Genomic DNA, 13,968 nt, shown 5'->3' with positions numbered 1-13,968 from the left:
TAATCACCTACTACTTCGGTGCTATCCTCTCCCGCGATCTTCTAACCGGGAGCAGGTGTCATGGCATCGGGCAGATCCATCCGATTCAAGATCTCGGCGCTGCTCGTGATCCCCTTGGTCTCCCTCGTGGGGCTCTGGGGATTCGCCGCCGGGACCACCTCCGGAGACGCCCTCAACCTGCTGAAGATCGACACCTTGTGGCGCGGCGCGATCGACCACGCCGACAGCCTGGTCGGCGCTCTCCAGCAGGAACGGCTCGCCTCGGCCGAGAAGGTGGCCGGAAACCAGAGCGACCCCGCGGCGCTGTCCGCGAGCAGGGCCAGGACCGACAAGGCCCGCAAGACCTTCACCGAGCAGGCCTCCTCCGCCGACACCATCGCCGCCCTGAGCCCCGACATGGCCCGCCAGCTCAATGAGACCCTCGCGGCCGTCGGCGACCTCGCCGACGCCCGGCGGCTGGTCGACGCCGGCTCCGCGACCCCGGCCGAGCTGATCGCCGCCTACGGCGAGATCTCCGACTCCGTCCACCGGCTGTACGCCGCGTTCGCCCTCGGCACCGACCTGCAGCTCTACCAGCAGGCCCGCGGCCTCATCGGCGCCGACCAGGTGCGCGAGCTGCTCAACCGCGAGCACGCGCTGATCGTCGCCGCCTCGGGCGCGCCGTCGGAAGCCGACCGCCAGCTGTTGGCCCGCCTCGACGGCGCCAGGGGCTACCAGTACCCGCGGGCGATGGCCGACCTCGAACCCGGGTTGCGGGTGCCGTTCCAGAAGGTCGACACGACGGTCCTGGACCGCATGATCACCGGCTACCTCGCGGGCGGCAAGAGCGACGTCGAGCTCTGGCGCGGCGTCGCCGAACCCGTGCTCAAGGGCTACGACGAAGCCGTCTGGAAGAACGGCGACGCGCTGCTGGCCCGCATGGAGCCCGCCGGCTACGCCATCATCCTGCGGGCCGTCGCCGCGGGCGCGCTCGGCCTGGTGGCCGTGATCTTCTCGATCATCGTCTCCGTCAGGGTCGGCCGCCGGATCACCCGCGAACTGGCCACGCTGCGCCGCGGCGCGCTGGAGCTGGCCGAGCTGAGGCTGCCCGAGCTCGTCGGCCGCCTGCGCAAGGGCGAGAACGTCGACCTGGTCGCCGAGGCGCCGCCCGTCACGGTTCAGGCGGGCTCCACCAGCGAGGTGGTCGACCTGGCCGCCGCCTTCGACAGCGTGCAGAGCACCGCGATCGACGCCGCCGTCGAGCAGGCCAGGCTCCGCCAGGGCATCGCCGAGGCGCTGCGCAACCTGGCCCGCCGCAGCCAGTCGCTCGTCCAGCGCCAGCTCAAGCTGCTGGATGAGATGCAGCGCCAGACCGAGGAACCGGAGGCCCTGGAGCGCCTGTTCCGCCTCGACCACCTGACCACCCGCATGCGCCGCCACGCCGAGGGCCTCGTGCTCCTGTCCGGCGGTACGGCCGGCCGCAGATGGCGCTCCACGATCCCGGTCGAGGACGTCCTGAGCGGCGCCGCGGCCCAGGTCGAGGAGTACACCCGGGTCCGCGTCTACCCGATGCCCGAGTGCGGCGTCGCCGGAGCCGCGGTCGCCGACCTCATGCACCTGTTCGCCGAGCTGATGGAGAACGGCGCCGCCTTCTCCTCCCCGGGCAACGAGGTCTCCGTACGCGGCGAGCTGGTCGGCAGGGGCTTCGCCGTCGAGATCGAGGACCGCGGCCTGGGCATGTCGGAGGAGGCCAGGTCGGCGGTGAACGAGCGGCTGGCCAGGCCGCAGGAGTTCGACCCGTCGCAGACCGAGCGGCTCGGCTTCGCGGTCGTGGGCATGCTCGCGGCCAGGCACGGCGCGGTGGTGACGCTCAAGCCCTCCCCCTACGGCGGCACGACGGCCATCGTGCTCCTGCCGTCGGCGCTGATCGAGCCGCTGCCCACGATGGCCGACGCGCCGCCTGAGCTGGAGTCGGTCTCCGTCTCGGTGGTGCGCACGACCGAGACCGGGTTGCCGCGCCGTACGCGGACCACGACCAAGAACACGGAACTGCCCCGCCGTACGAGGCAGGCAAACCTCCCGCAACGGGTAAAGCAGGAACAGACAGAGGAACGCTCGCCCGAGGAGACGAGGGCGCTGCTCTCCTCGCTGCAGTCAGGCTGGCAGCGCGGACGCCAGGACAGCGAGAAGGATGGGGGATCTGAATCGTGAGTCGCGAGGACGAGTGGGTGGATGAGGAGGCCGGGCCGGTGGTGCGGCCGTACGCGGTGGCCCGTGGCCGCACGCGTTCCTCTTCGGCGGCTCTCGACCTGCTGGCGACGGTGGCCGCGACCGGGCTGCCCGTGCCCGCGCAGGCGGAGCTGAGCACGCAGCACCGCAGGCTCCTGGGCCAGATCTCCCAACGGCGGGGCGCGCCGGTGGCCGAGGTCGCGGCCGAGCTGGGCCTGCCGGTCGGAGTCGTGCGGGTGCTGCTGGGCGATCTCATCGACTACGGGCTGGTCCAGATACGCCCGCCGCTCGGCAAGGTGGGCTCTCCTACGGAGAACCTGCTCAGAGAGGTCATCAGCGGCCTCAAGGCCTTGTAGCAATCCTGGGATAGTCCAGAGGCGGGCCCGGGAACGAGCCGGGCATGTCACATCATCTGAGCGGCCCCAACCTGCGCCCGCCCGTGGGGGACGCCCGTCTCGACCTCACCGACCTGTTCGCGTTCCAGTCGCCGGACCGGCGGGATCACACCGTGTTGATCATGAATGTGAACTCCTTCGGCTTCGACCCGCCGGCCGGCCCCCACCCGTACCCCGGGGCCGTCTACCGGATCAACGTGGACACCGACGGAGACAACCGGTCCGACGTGGCGTTCAGCTTCGTCTTCTCGGAGCCGGACGCCGAGGGCGGCCAGAAGGTCACCCTCTACCACGCCACCGGCGAGCAGGCCACGGAGCACCACGCGAGCGGCGAGGTGGTCGTCCGCGACGTGGACGTGAGCTTCGGCGCCGACCCGAACATCGTCAGGGAGGGCTGGCTCACGCTTTCCGTGGGCCTGCGCAGCGACCCGTTCTTCGCCGACCTCGAAGGCATCGGCAACGACTTCACGTGGACCGGCAACGACACCATGGCCGGCAACAACGTGATCAGCATCGCGATGGAGATGCCCGACCAGGTACTCGGAGACGAGGCGCTGATCGGCCTGTGGGGCCGCGTGGCCGTCGCACGGGACGGGCGGTGGGTCTCGGTGGACCGGGGCGCCCATCCGTCGCTCACGGCCTATTTCAACGCCGAGGACGCCAAGGACGCGTACAACGCCGGCGAGCCCGTGGACGACATCCGGAAATATCGGGACACGTGGGTCAAGGTCCTGGAGCACACCGGCGGCTACACCTCAGAAGAGGCAGCCAAGGCCCTGGAGGCGGTCCTGCCCGACGTGCTGCGCTTCGACCGCTCCAAGCCCGCCCGCTACCCGAACGGCAGGCGGCTCGACGACGACGTCACCGACATCCGCCTGCAGCTGGTCAGCAACGGCAAGATCCAGGGTGACGGGATCGGGCCGCACACCGACCTGCTGCCCGGCTTCCCGTACACCGGACCACCGCACACCTAGCCCGCGGCGGTCAGCGTGCGCAGAGAGTGCTCCACCAGGGAGACCATGACCTCCTTGGCGGACGCCCGCCGCCGCACGTCACAGAGCAGCACCGGCACGTCGTCGTCCAGGTCCAGCGCCACGCGCACGTCCTCGACGCTGTGCCTGGAGGCGCCGTCGAAGCAGTTGACGGCGACCACGAACGGCGTGCCGCGCTGCTCGAAGTAGTCCACCGAGGGGAAGCAGTCGGTCAGCCGCCGGGTGTCGGCGATGACGACCGCGCCCAGGGCGCCGTGGGAGAGCTCGTCCCACATGAACCAGAACCGCTCCTGGCCGGGCGTGCCGAACAGGTAGACGACCAGTCCCTCCCTGATCGTGATGCGTCCGAAGTCCATGGCCACGGTCGTGGTCGTCTTGGCCTCGACCCCGTCGAGGTCGTCCACCCCGATGCCGATGTCGGACAGCACCTCCTCGGTCCGCAGCGGCTTGATCTCGCTGATCGAGCCGACCAGGGTGGTCTTGCCGACGCCGAAGCCGCCCGCGATGAGGATCTTGAGCGCTACGGGGTCGTCAGAGAGCTCGGAGTCCATTGATCACTTCCTTGAGAAGTCGCTCACTGGGCCGCGGCCCCGCCGCGTTGGGAGCGGTCACCGAGATGAGTCCGTGGTCGTGCAGGTCGCTCAGCAGCACGCGGACGACGCCGACCGGCAGGTCGAGCTCGACGGCGACGTCGGCGACCGAGATCGGCGAGCGCGCTGCCCGCAGGATGGCGAGTTGCTCGGGGCCGAGACCGCCCGGCGGATCGCCCACGGCGCTCACCATGGCGATCAGGTCGAGCGTCTCACCCGAGGCGGACCGCGTCCTGCCCCGGGTCAGAGCGTAAGGACGGACCAGCGGCCCGGCCTCGTCGTCCATCCACATCGTCATGACAGGCCCGATCGGGGGTTGGTCGTGATGTGCTGCCCGACCCGTTTGACCAGCATCGCCATCTCGTAGGCGATGTGGCCGACGTCCACGTTCGCCTCGGCCATCACAGCCAGGCAGGTGCCCTGCCCGGCGGCGGTGACGAACAGGAACGCCTGCTCCATCTCCACGATGGTCTGGCGCACGTCGCCACCCTCGAAGTGGCGGCCGGTGCCGCGGGCCAGGCTGTGGAAACCCGACGCCACGGCGGCCAGATGCTCGGCGTCCTCGCGGGTCAGGCCCTTGGAGTAGCCGACCGCGAGGCCGTCGGTGGACAGGATCACGGCCTGCCTGACGGCTGCGACCCTGGTCGCCAGGTCGTCGAGGAGCCAGTTGAGCTCCCCGGTGTTCGTGATGGGCGTGCTCATGAGTCGTCCCCCTCGTTGTCTGCTTCTTCTCGGGCGCGCTGGGTTCCCCGCTGGAACGCGGAGAATAGGTCGCGTACCTCGTCGGGAGAGCGTTCAGTTGTGGGCGGCGGCGGTGGATCCGGCGGCTTGCTGAGCTGGGCGGGCAGGTTGGCCTGCCGTACGCGCCTGGGCAGGCCGTCGTTCGGCTGGCCCACCACGGCGAGCGGCTTGGGCCTCTTGCTCGAACGGCTCGGCAGCTCGATCGGCTCCTCCTCCGGCGCGGGAGGCAGCGCTTCCCGCTCGGTGACGAGCCGCTTCGGGATGAGCACGATCGCGGTGGTGCCGCTGAAGGGGGAGGCGCGCAGCGTCACCTGCAGCCCGTGGCGCTGGGCCAGCCTCGCCACGACGAACAGTCCGAGCCGGTCGCTGTCGGCCAGGTCGAACTCGGGCGGGTCGGCCAGCCGGGCGTTGATCTCGGCGTACTCCTGGGGGCTGAGGCCCAGCCCACGGTCCTCGACCTCGAGCACGTAGCCGTTGCTGACCAGGTCGCCGCGCACCTGCACGGCGGTCTCCGGCGAGGAGTAGATGCTGGCGTTCTCGACCAGCTCGGCCACGAGGTGGGTGAGGTCGGCCGCGGCGCCGCCGTCGAGGGCGGCGCCGGGCATGGTCTCGACGTTGATCCGCGCGTAGTCCTCGACCTCGGCGATGGCGGCGCGCACGATGTCGAGCACCGGCACCGGCTTGCGCCAGGCGCGGCCGGGGGCGGCGCCCGACAGGATGATCAGGCCCTCCGCGTGCCGGCGCATGCGGGTGGTCAGGTGGTCGAGCCGGAACAGCTCATCCAGCCGGTCGGGGTCGTGCGTACGGCGCTGCATGGCGTCCAGCAGGGAGAGCTGGCGGTGGAGCAGGCCCTGCTTGCGCCGGGCGAGGTTGAGGAAGACCTGGCTGACGCCCTGGCGGACGGTCGCCTGGCCGACGGCGGCCTCCACCGCGGTGCGCTGCACCGAGCCGAACGCGCTGGCCACGTCGGTGATCTCGGCCGAGCCGCTGACCTTGAGCGGCTTGGCCTCCTTCTTGACGTCGATCTCGTCGCCGTCGCGCAGCCTCTGGACCAGGCGCGGCAGCCGTACCTCTGCCAGGTCCAGGGCGGCGGTGCGCAGGCCGGCGAGCTCGGCGGCGAGGCGGCGGCCGAAGCGTACGGAGATGAGGATGGAGGCGATGACGGCGACGAGCCCGACGCCGCCCGCGAGCGCGATGCGCACGATGATCGCGGTGGCGCCGTCGGTGGCGCGCTCGGCGATGACCCCGGTGGAGGAGGCGCCGATCTTGTCGAGCTGGTCGGTGAGCTTGGTGACCGCGGTGTTCCACTCGTCGGCGTTGGCCGGGGGCCTGCCGGTCTTGACCACGCTCAGCTCGGCGGCGCTGAAGTTCAGGAACGCCTCCCCGCCGAACACCTCCTCGTACGGCTGCCGCAGCGACACGTCGAGCCCGGCCAGCCCGCGCGCGTGCATGAACTTGCGGGAGGCCACGTACTCGGTCATGGCCGTGACCTCGGCGGGGCTGAGGTCGCCGCTGAGCACCGCGCCGCCGACGAGCGCCTGCTCCCTGGCGATGAGCTCGCGGGCGTTGCCCATGGACTGCAGCGAGGAGGCCTGCTGGAACAGGGCGAGGTCGGGCACGGTGACGAGGTGGTCGTAGAGGCGGAAGAGCGCGTCCAGCACCCGGTTGTACTCGTTCATGCCGCTCAGCCGGGAGCTGTTGCCGGTGTCGATGTCGCCGCGGATGGACCCCAGCCGGGCGAGTTCGGCGTTGAGGGCGTCGAGGGTGGGGCGCATCTCCTCGGTGACGGAGTCGCCGGCTTCCACGGCGGCCTTCTGGAACCGGCTGACGGAGGTGTCTGTGCGGGCCCGCTGCTCGCCCAGGTCCTCGGTGAGCCTGCGCGTGGTGGCCGCGGCGACGGAGCGCGTACGTTCCGCCTGAAGCTGGAGCCCTAGATCGGTGGAGGTCACGCCGATCGTCTGGTACAGGGTGTTGGCCCGAAGAAGGTTCTGTCCGTCACCGACGGTGAGGTTGAGGACGAACCCCCAGAGCGCGCTCAAAGACAGCAGGGGGAGCAGCAGCAATAAGAAGATCTTGAACCGAATTGACCGGTTTCGGGAGCCCATGTTCCAACCTCGGGGTCGAGGCGTATATCCACACTTTGTGTAAATACACCTCCGGAAGATCGCACAGGAGACTAGCACCTATTAAGGTTCCGGCGCAGTGGGAGGAACGTGATGATTACCGTGATAACTGGGGCCAGTGCCGGGATCGGAGCCGCCGCGGCCGGGCGGCTGTCGGCCCTCGGGCACGAGGTCGTGCTCGTGGGCCGCGACGCGGCCCGGCTCAAGGCTGTGGCCGGCGGGTTGACCGGCCCCAAAGCTGACGTCCTGACCTGCGACTTCGCCTCGCTCGACGACGTGCGGCGGCTGGCCGGAGTGCTGCGCGAGCGCTACGAGCGCATCGACGTGCTGGCCAACAACGCCGGGGTGCTCAGCAAGCGGCGTCAAGTGACAGGAGACGGCCATGAGCTGATGGTTCAGGTCAACCATCTCGCGCCGTTCCTGCTGACCCATTCTCTGACCGACCGGGTTGACAAGGTGGTCACGACGACCTCCATGGCGGCCGGCACCGGCCGCCTGGACCCCGGCGACCTCAGCAGGGAGCGGCGCCGGTGGAACGCGTGGATGCAGTACGGCGACACCAAGCAGGCCAACATGCTCTTCACACAGGCGCTGGCCACCCGCGGGGTGCACGCGACCTGCTTCCATCCGGGCGTCATCCGCACCGGCTTCGCCGGCGACACGCTGCTGATGCGCTTCTACCTGGCGGTTCCCGGCATGGCCAAGCCGCCGGAGGCGGGCGCGCGCACGCTGGTCCACCTGGCCTCGTCCGCGGGCGAGCCGGGCCGCTACTACGTCAAGGAGAAGCCGGCCCGCGGCAGGGCCGACCACGACCTGGCCGAGCGGCTCTGGACGGCCAGCCTCAGCGCGCTCGGCTGCTGATCGAGCGCAGCCAGAGCAACGCGAGGGCCGAGATGACGATCAGCCCGCCCCAGTTCAGCACCGTGTAGAGGTGGATCTGCCCGTCGGTGACGCCGGGCACCTTCCCGATGCGGATCAGCTGGAACTGCCACGGCTGACCGGTCAGCAACAGCGTGATCGCGATCGCCAGCCCGCTCATCGAGTCCCAGAGCGCGTGCAGAAGGGAGACGCCGAGGTAGGCAAGGATCACCTTGCCGACCAGCCTGCCGCCCGCCGAGAACAGCACGCCGCCGGCGATCGCGGTCCACAGGCCGTGGCCGACGGGCGCGAGCACGCCCCGAAGGATCTCGGTCTCCACAATCTGCGCCACCGAGAGTCCCTCGCTGGTGAACATCGAGTTGAAGGCGTACCCGGCGCTCTCGAAGGCGGCGAAGCCGAAGCCGACCGTGGCGCCGAGCACGACGCCGTCCCAGACGTCGTGCCGGCGCAGGCCGCGGGTCAGCAGTATCAGGGCGGCGAGCTTGACGCCCTCCTCGATGAGGCCGACGCCGGCGTACATGACCAGCGACGGCTGGAGGTAACTCTCCAGGATCGAGGCGCCGAGCACGCCGAGGACGCCGCCGATCACGAACGCCTTGAACAGCAGCTCGACGGTCACCTCCGACGAGCGTTCGCGCGTGTAGGCCCAGACCACGAACGTCACCGGAACCAGGAAGCTGCCGAGCAGCACCACGGTGGGGACGAGGTTGGAGTTCTCCGTCCAGATCGTGACCAGGACCGACGCGGCCCACAGCGCCAGCCCGATGAGGAAGATCTTCAGCCAGGGTCTCATGTGGACAGCTCCGCGACGGCTCGGTAGGCGGCGGTGATGGCGGCGTCGGCGTAGGCGGCGGGGATCGAGTCGGAGTTGGCGATCGCGATCCTGCCGTGCTGCCTGCGCGCGGTCTCGGCCGGGAAGGGGCCCTCGGGGTAGAAGGCGTTCCAGGGGCGGCAGTACTCGGGGGCGTAGCCGTGGCCCCAGCGATTGACGGTGATCGCCTCGATGTCCTTGCCGGGGTCGAAGCCGCCGGCGCCGAGGAGCCTGGCCAGCTGGTCGCGGATCGTGTACTCGAAGAAGGAGAAGTCCGTCTTGAGCAGGTTGTGGCGACCGGCGATCGCGCCCTCGCTCGGGCCCATCGCCGACACGCACGGTGTGGCGATCATGTGCACGTTGATCGGCTGGGAGGGGTCCTTCGGGCACTCGTAGCCGGGCATGCTGACCGGGTAGTCGAGCTCGGAGACGCACCAGTAGGCGCCGGTCCAGCGGGTGTGGTTGATGCCGACCTTCCGCCAGGCCTCCCAGTTGCGCAACTGCACCATCGCGTAGAGCAGCGGCATCTTGACCGCCTGGTGCATGGCCTGCTTCTGCGCGGGCGGCAGCGACGGGACCAGGTAGGGGATGACCATGTTCCAGCAGGCCATGACGACGGCGCCGGCGCGCACGGTCTTGATCTGGTGGCCGTCGAAGTAGCCCACGGTGGCGGTGGTCGCGGTGTCGGGGTCGCCGTCGTTGTACGCCGACACCACGGGGCTGGACAGCCGGAAGCGCACCCGGTTCGAGGGCAGGTCGAGCTTGCCGTAGTCGAAGGAGGCGGTGGTGATGTCGTCCATGCCGGTCGCGCTGGCGAAGCCGGGGATCATCCGGCCGACCATCATCCTGACGAGGGCCTGGTTGCCCTCGGGGAAGTGGTAGATGTACGCGTCGTCGGCGTCCCATTCCTTGATCATGCTGGGGGAGTTGAACTTGGAGGGCTTGCCGGCGTCGAGCTTCAGGCCCTGGAAGCCGGGGTAGTCCCATTCCTCCGCGCTGCCCCAGGCGTCGATCGCCCCGAACGCCTGGGTGCTGTAGGCCCATTCGTCGCTGGACTGCGTACGCAGGAACAACTCCGCGTCCGGGTGGACCTTGCACACCTCCAGCAGGAACCGCGAGTACGTCAGGTCGGCGAGCTTGCGCTCCTTCTCGGCCCGCGACATGCCCTGGAACCAGTCGGGCGGGTTCTTGTACAGGCGCAGCAGGTCCTTCTTCGCCTGCGCGGCCACCGGGAGCTGGGCGATCCACTCCTCGGCCTTGATCCCCGGCGTGTACTTGACCAGCCGCTCCACCGGGAAGGTCTCCCGGTCGCACATGACGCTGTCGTACATCTTGAGGTTGGTGTAGAGCTTCTGGTCGAAGTACTTCTCGAACTTCTCGACCTTGACGCCGAGCTGCTGCAGGAGGTTCTTGCCCTCGGGCGTCCAGACCGAGGGCGCCTCGATCGACTGCGAGCCGCCGTAGCCGATGAGCGGGCCCTTGCGGGCCTGCGGGGTGAACTCGTTGCGGCGCGCGTGGCCGCCGATCTCGTCGTGGTTGTCCAGGATGAGGATGCGCGCGCCGGGGTTGGTCCGGAGCCACTCGAAGGCGGCGCTGACCCCGCTGATTCCGCCGCCGACCACGACCAGGTCGTAGTTCTCGCCGGTGAACTCGGGCGTGCCGGCGTACTCCCAGAAGCGGTCGTCGCGCAGGGCGTGCGGCACGCTGAGCGCCTGCGCGGTGTTGCCCTGCAGGCCGGTGAGCGTGGGCGGGAACTTCACGTCCGCCGGGACCTGGAGCTCGGGGGTGCCGATGACGCCCGGCTCACCGGAACGCGGCCCGCAGCCCGCCGCGGCGCCGAGCGCCGCAACCCCCGCGGCCATCGCCACGCCGTCGAAGAAGTCCCGGCGCGATATAGGCCGTCCCATCCCGAGCTCGTGTGCCCTGCGGGGGTTGATGTCACTCATGGGCGCGATCATCGCTACGGGCGGTAAATACCGCTCTAAGGCGCGCAGCCCCTGGAGGAACATTTTGCGGCGCCTATTACCGCGAATGCCTGATTGGAGTACCGTCCGGAATATCACCGACGGGGGGAGACCGATGGTCGGCAAGCAGGGACGGGTCACGGGGAGGATCGGCCCGGGTCTGGTCGGCGAGGTGATGGTCCAGGTAAGGGGCGGCGTCGAGGCCTTCTACGCCCATCCGAGCGTGGCCGACGAGGAATTCCCGGTCGGGACGATCGTGGTGGTGGTGGAGTACTTCCCGCCGCGCACGGTCTACGTGGCTCGCGCACTGGTCTAGGGAGGCCTGATGTCCCCGGAGTTCTTCATCGCCGGCGGGGGGATCCTCGTCGCTGTCGTCGTCATCATCCTGCTGTTCAAGGCCGTCTGGCGGGTCGCGGAGCCGAACGAGGCGCTGATCATCTCGGGCCTCGGCGCCCGTCGCCGCGGCGACACTCTCGACTCGTTAGGCTTCAAGATCATCACTGGCAAGGGTACGGCGGTGCTGCCCGGCTTCCAGACCGCCAGGCGCCTGCGCCTCGACACCAGATCCGCCAACCTCCAGGTCTCCTGCGTCACCCAGCAGGGCATCCCCGTCCACATCAGGGGCGTGGTCATCTACAAGGTCGGCGACGACCTCACCTCCATCGCCAACGCCGCCCGGCGCTTCCTCGACCAGCAGGACTTCATGACGGGCGCGATCCACGAGCTGTTCACCGGCCACCTGCGCTCGATCATCGGCGGCCTCACCGTCGAGGACCTCATCCTCAACCGCGAGCGCCTGACCAGCGAGACCAGGGCCTCGGCCGCCGACGAGATGAGCAAGCTCGGCCTGATCGTCGACTCGCTGCAGATACAGGAGATCGACGACGAGACCGGCTACATCGCCAACCTCGGCAAGCCGCACGCCGCCAAGATCGCCGCCAGCGCCCGCATCGCCGAGGCGCAGCGCGACCAGGAGGCCACCGAGGCCGAGCAGGTCGCCGCGGCCAACAAGGCGGCGGCCTGGCGCGACGCCCAGATCAAGCAGGCCTCCTACCAGGCCGAGATCGACCGCGCCCAGGCGACCTCCCGGCAGGCGGGACCGCTGTCGGAGGCGAGTGCCCGCCAGGAGGTGGTCGTCCAGGAGACCAGGGCCGCCGAGCTGGAGGCCCAGCTGTCCGAGCAGCGCCTGCAGTCGCAGGTACGCAAGCCCGCCGACGCCAAGGCGTACGAGACGGTCACGCTCTCCCAGGCGGAACGCGACGCCCGCATCGCCCAGGCCGAGGCCGAGGCCAGGGAGACCGAGCTGCGTGCCGTGGCCCAGGCCTCCCAGGTCAAGCAGGCCGCCGCGGCGGACGCGGAGTCGGTACGGCTGCGCGGTGAGGCCGCGGGCGCGGCCACCAGGGTCGCCGGCGAGGCGGAGGCCGCGGCGGCCAAGGCGCGCGGTCTGGCCCAGGCCGAGGCGGCCAGGGCGCTGGGCCTGGCCGAGGCGGAGGCCGAGCAGGCCAAGGGCCTGGCGGAGGCGGCGGCCATCAGGGCGCGCGCCGAGGCGCTGGCCGACAACCAGGAGGCCGTCATCGCCCAGCAACTGGCCGAGCGCTGGCCGGAGGTGGTGCAGGCGGGCGCCCAGGCGTTCGGCAACGTGGACCACATGGTGGTGCTCAACGGCGCGCAGGGCGTCGAGGAGCTCCTGGCCAAGGCGCTCACGCTGGGCGGCACCGGACTGGGGCTGGCCCGCGCCATTCTCAACGGGGCGACGCCCAATGGCGCCGAAGAAAAACCACAAAAGCCTGTGAAACCGTAAAGGCGGGGCGTTCCGTCAAGGTCGGAAAACGCGTGCTCCGATTCGTCTAGCGTGATAAAAAATGCCGCAGATGCGAATCGGGGAATTCATGCACAAGGCTTTTTCCGGAATCATTCTCGTCATGGCGGTCAGCGTCGGCTGCTCCAGCGGGCAGGCCGCCAGCCCTTCCCCTTCCGCGAAGAAGCCGGTCGACGCGGCCAGGCTCGGCGCGGGGCTGCTGTCCGCGCCGAACGGCATGAGCGTCGCCTACGGCCCCGAGACCGGCGCCTACGGCTCGCTCAAGGCCACCAAGCAGGGCATGGCCGCACTCAAGGAGGCCAAGGTGTCCGAGCCGGACTGCGCCGGGGTCGGGCAGCTCGACCCGGCCGAGCTCGGCGGCGCGCCGGCGGCCGTCGTCGCCTACTCCTCCAAGGACGGCTCCATCACCCAGGCCATCGTGGCCACCGACTCCTTCCCCGGACCGGTGCCGGCACGGTGCGCGAAGTACCGGGCCGAGGTCGCCGGCGCCAAGGTCACCTACCGGACCGTCGCGCTCAAGATGCCCGCGCGCGGCGAACGCTCGCACGCCTTCGTCACCACCGCGGTCAGCGACGGCAAGGCCGCCCAGATCGCCGCGATGGTGATCGCCAGGAAGGGCGTCGTCACCAGCCTGCTGGTCATCGGCACCAAGGTGAAGAAGGAAGGGCTGAACGAGCTCGCCCGCCTGGCCGACGAGAAGCTGGCCAGGATCACGGCCTGAGAACCACCTTCCCCACCGTACGGCGGTCCGCCAGGTCGGCCAGCGCCTGCCCCGAGGACGACGGGGTGGCGATGTCGATGGTCGGGCACGGGCTGGGGGCGGCCATCGTGCCCCGGTTGTCGGCCGCCGGGGCGCCGCCCAAGGTGGCCACGGTGGAGCTCGGGGAGGGGGCGCCGTTGCGGCGGGTGGGGTACGTGACCACCCGCGAACTGGCAGGATCCTCGGTGATCAAGGACCTGATCGCCGAGCTCCGCACGATCAGGCCCGTCTCCTGACGTTCCCGGGGGCTCAGGTGGTGCGGTGCATGGAGGCGCGCAGGGCGGTGACGGTGTCGGCCAGGCCCTCCTTGGCGGCTCTGTCCAGGGCGGCGGTGAGCGTTTCCTCGTAGGTCGGGGCGGCGCCGTCCTTCCTGGCGCGGCCCTCGTCGGTGATGAGGGTGTAGACGCCCCGCCGGTCCTGGTCGCAGAAGTCGCGGCGGCTCAGGCCGCTGCTCTCCAGGCGGCCCACCAGGCGCGTGACCGAGCTCTGGTTGAGGCCCAGGAGGTCGGACAGTTCCTGCATGCGCAGGTAGCCGCCGTCGGCGATCGACAGGTGGCACAGCGCCCGGTACTCCGACAGGCCGAGGCCGTGCTTCTGCAGGGCGGCGGCCACCTCGTGTTCGACCCTGGCGTGCAGGCGGATCACGCCCACCCACATGTCGTCGTCGTCCGTCGCCATCAGGCGCC

General features: G+C 70.1%; 15 protein-coding genes. 8 read left to right on the top strand and 7 right to left on the bottom strand.

Features of this window, described 5'->3' with window-relative positions:
* The first annotated feature begins 60 nt into the window (after positions 1 to 60).
* Genes ACIBKY_RS53855 through ACIBKY_RS53845 form a run of 3 tightly spaced genes read left to right on the top strand, consistent with a single transcriptional unit; the run spans position 61 to position 3,577 of the window.
* Positions 61 to 2,190: a nitrate- and nitrite sensing domain-containing protein gene (locus tag ACIBKY_RS53855; protein ID WP_397110263.1), complete on the top strand. Its 2,130-nt coding sequence runs from the start codon at positions 61 to 63 to the stop codon at positions 2,188 to 2,190.
* Entirely contained in the window at positions 2,187 to 2,564 is a 378-nt protein-coding gene (locus ACIBKY_RS53850; RefSeq protein WP_397110261.1) for a DUF742 domain-containing protein, read from the top strand. The genes ACIBKY_RS53855 and ACIBKY_RS53850 overlap by 4 nt, the downstream gene beginning before the upstream one ends.
* 44 nt (positions 2,565 to 2,608) lie before the next feature.
* Complete coding sequence (locus ACIBKY_RS53845) at positions 2,609 to 3,577, top strand: DUF4331 family protein (protein WP_397110259.1); 969 nt, start codon at positions 2,609 to 2,611, stop codon at positions 3,575 to 3,577.
* On the opposite strand, the gene ACIBKY_RS53840 is transcribed toward ACIBKY_RS53845, so the two are convergent.
* Genes ACIBKY_RS53840 through ACIBKY_RS53825 form a run of 4 tightly spaced genes read right to left on the bottom strand, consistent with a single transcriptional unit; the run spans position 3,574 to position 6,989 of the window.
* The gene (locus ACIBKY_RS53840) at positions 3,574 to 4,146 is read right to left on the bottom strand and encodes a GTP-binding protein (protein WP_397110257.1); all 573 of its coding nucleotides are present in this window, start codon (positions 4,144 to 4,146) and stop codon (positions 3,574 to 3,576) included. The two genes, ACIBKY_RS53845 and ACIBKY_RS53840, sit on opposite strands and share 4 nt — an antisense overlap.
* Positions 4,127 to 4,483, bottom strand: coding sequence for a DUF742 domain-containing protein (locus tag ACIBKY_RS53835; RefSeq protein WP_184958918.1), 357 nt, complete (start codon positions 4,481 to 4,483; stop codon positions 4,127 to 4,129). The genes ACIBKY_RS53840 and ACIBKY_RS53835 overlap by 20 nt, the downstream gene beginning before the upstream one ends.
* Positions 4,480 to 4,887 carry a roadblock/LC7 domain-containing protein gene (locus tag ACIBKY_RS53830; RefSeq protein ID WP_184958917.1) on the bottom strand — a complete coding sequence of 136 codons (408 nt, stop codon included), beginning with the start codon at positions 4,885 to 4,887 and terminating at the stop codon, positions 4,480 to 4,482. The genes ACIBKY_RS53835 and ACIBKY_RS53830 overlap by 4 nt, the downstream gene beginning before the upstream one ends.
* Entirely contained in the window at positions 4,884 to 6,989 is a 2,106-nt protein-coding gene (locus ACIBKY_RS53825) for a nitrate- and nitrite sensing domain-containing protein (RefSeq protein ID WP_397110254.1), read from the bottom strand. Before ACIBKY_RS53825 ends, ACIBKY_RS53830 begins: the two co-directional genes overlap by 4 nt.
* 153 nt (positions 6,990 to 7,142) lie before the next feature.
* Here ACIBKY_RS53825 and ACIBKY_RS53820 point away from each other — a divergent pair, with 153 nt between their 5' ends.
* Positions 7,143 to 7,910: an SDR family NAD(P)-dependent oxidoreductase gene (locus ACIBKY_RS53820; RefSeq protein WP_397110252.1), complete on the top strand. Its 768-nt coding sequence runs from the start codon at positions 7,143 to 7,145 to the stop codon at positions 7,908 to 7,910.
* On the opposite strand, the gene ACIBKY_RS53815 is transcribed toward ACIBKY_RS53820, so the two are convergent.
* The gene (locus ACIBKY_RS53815) at positions 7,891 to 8,721 is read right to left on the bottom strand and encodes a PrsW family intramembrane metalloprotease (RefSeq protein WP_397110250.1); all 831 of its coding nucleotides are present in this window, start codon (positions 8,719 to 8,721) and stop codon (positions 7,891 to 7,893) included. The two genes, ACIBKY_RS53820 and ACIBKY_RS53815, sit on opposite strands and share 20 nt — an antisense overlap.
* Entirely contained in the window at positions 8,718 to 10,685 is a 1,968-nt protein-coding gene (locus ACIBKY_RS53810) for an NAD(P)-binding protein (RefSeq protein ID WP_397110248.1), read from the bottom strand. Before ACIBKY_RS53810 ends, ACIBKY_RS53815 begins: the two co-directional genes overlap by 4 nt.
* Before the next feature lie 133 nt (positions 10,686 to 10,818).
* On the opposite strand from ACIBKY_RS53810, the gene ACIBKY_RS53805 reads away from it, so the two are divergent.
* The 4 genes from ACIBKY_RS53805 (at position 10,819) to ACIBKY_RS53790 (ending at position 13,518) form a co-directional block, all read left to right on the top strand.
* Positions 10,819 to 11,019 (top strand): hypothetical protein, encoded by a 201-nt coding sequence (locus tag ACIBKY_RS53805; protein ID WP_379611183.1) that lies wholly within the window; start codon positions 10,819 to 10,821, stop codon positions 11,017 to 11,019.
* A 9-nt stretch (positions 11,020 to 11,028) separates the two neighbouring features.
* Positions 11,029 to 12,504, top strand: coding sequence for an SPFH domain-containing protein (locus ACIBKY_RS53800; protein ID WP_397110246.1), 1,476 nt, complete (start codon positions 11,029 to 11,031; stop codon positions 12,502 to 12,504).
* A gap of 70 nt (positions 12,505 to 12,574) precedes the next feature.
* Complete coding sequence (locus ACIBKY_RS53795; RefSeq protein ID WP_397110244.1) at positions 12,575 to 13,243, top strand: hypothetical protein; 669 nt, start codon at positions 12,575 to 12,577, stop codon at positions 13,241 to 13,243.
* A gap of 65 nt (positions 13,244 to 13,308) precedes the next feature.
* The gene (locus ACIBKY_RS53790; RefSeq protein WP_397110242.1) at positions 13,309 to 13,518 is read left to right on the top strand and encodes a hypothetical protein; all 210 of its coding nucleotides are present in this window, start codon (positions 13,309 to 13,311) and stop codon (positions 13,516 to 13,518) included.
* 13 nt (positions 13,519 to 13,531) lie between these two features.
* Here ACIBKY_RS53790 and ACIBKY_RS53785 read toward each other — a convergent pair whose 3' ends face one another.
* A complete protein-coding gene (locus ACIBKY_RS53785; protein ID WP_397110240.1) occupies positions 13,532 to 13,960 on the bottom strand; it encodes a MarR family winged helix-turn-helix transcriptional regulator in 429 nt (142 codons plus the stop codon).
* Between the last annotated feature and the right edge of the window lie 8 nt (positions 13,961 to 13,968).

This window comes from Nonomuraea sp. NPDC050394, assembly GCF_044459065.1.
Taxonomy (GTDB): Bacteria; Actinomycetota; Actinomycetes; order Streptosporangiales; family Streptosporangiaceae; genus Nonomuraea.
This window is presented reverse-complemented; position numbering and strand designations above follow the sequence as displayed.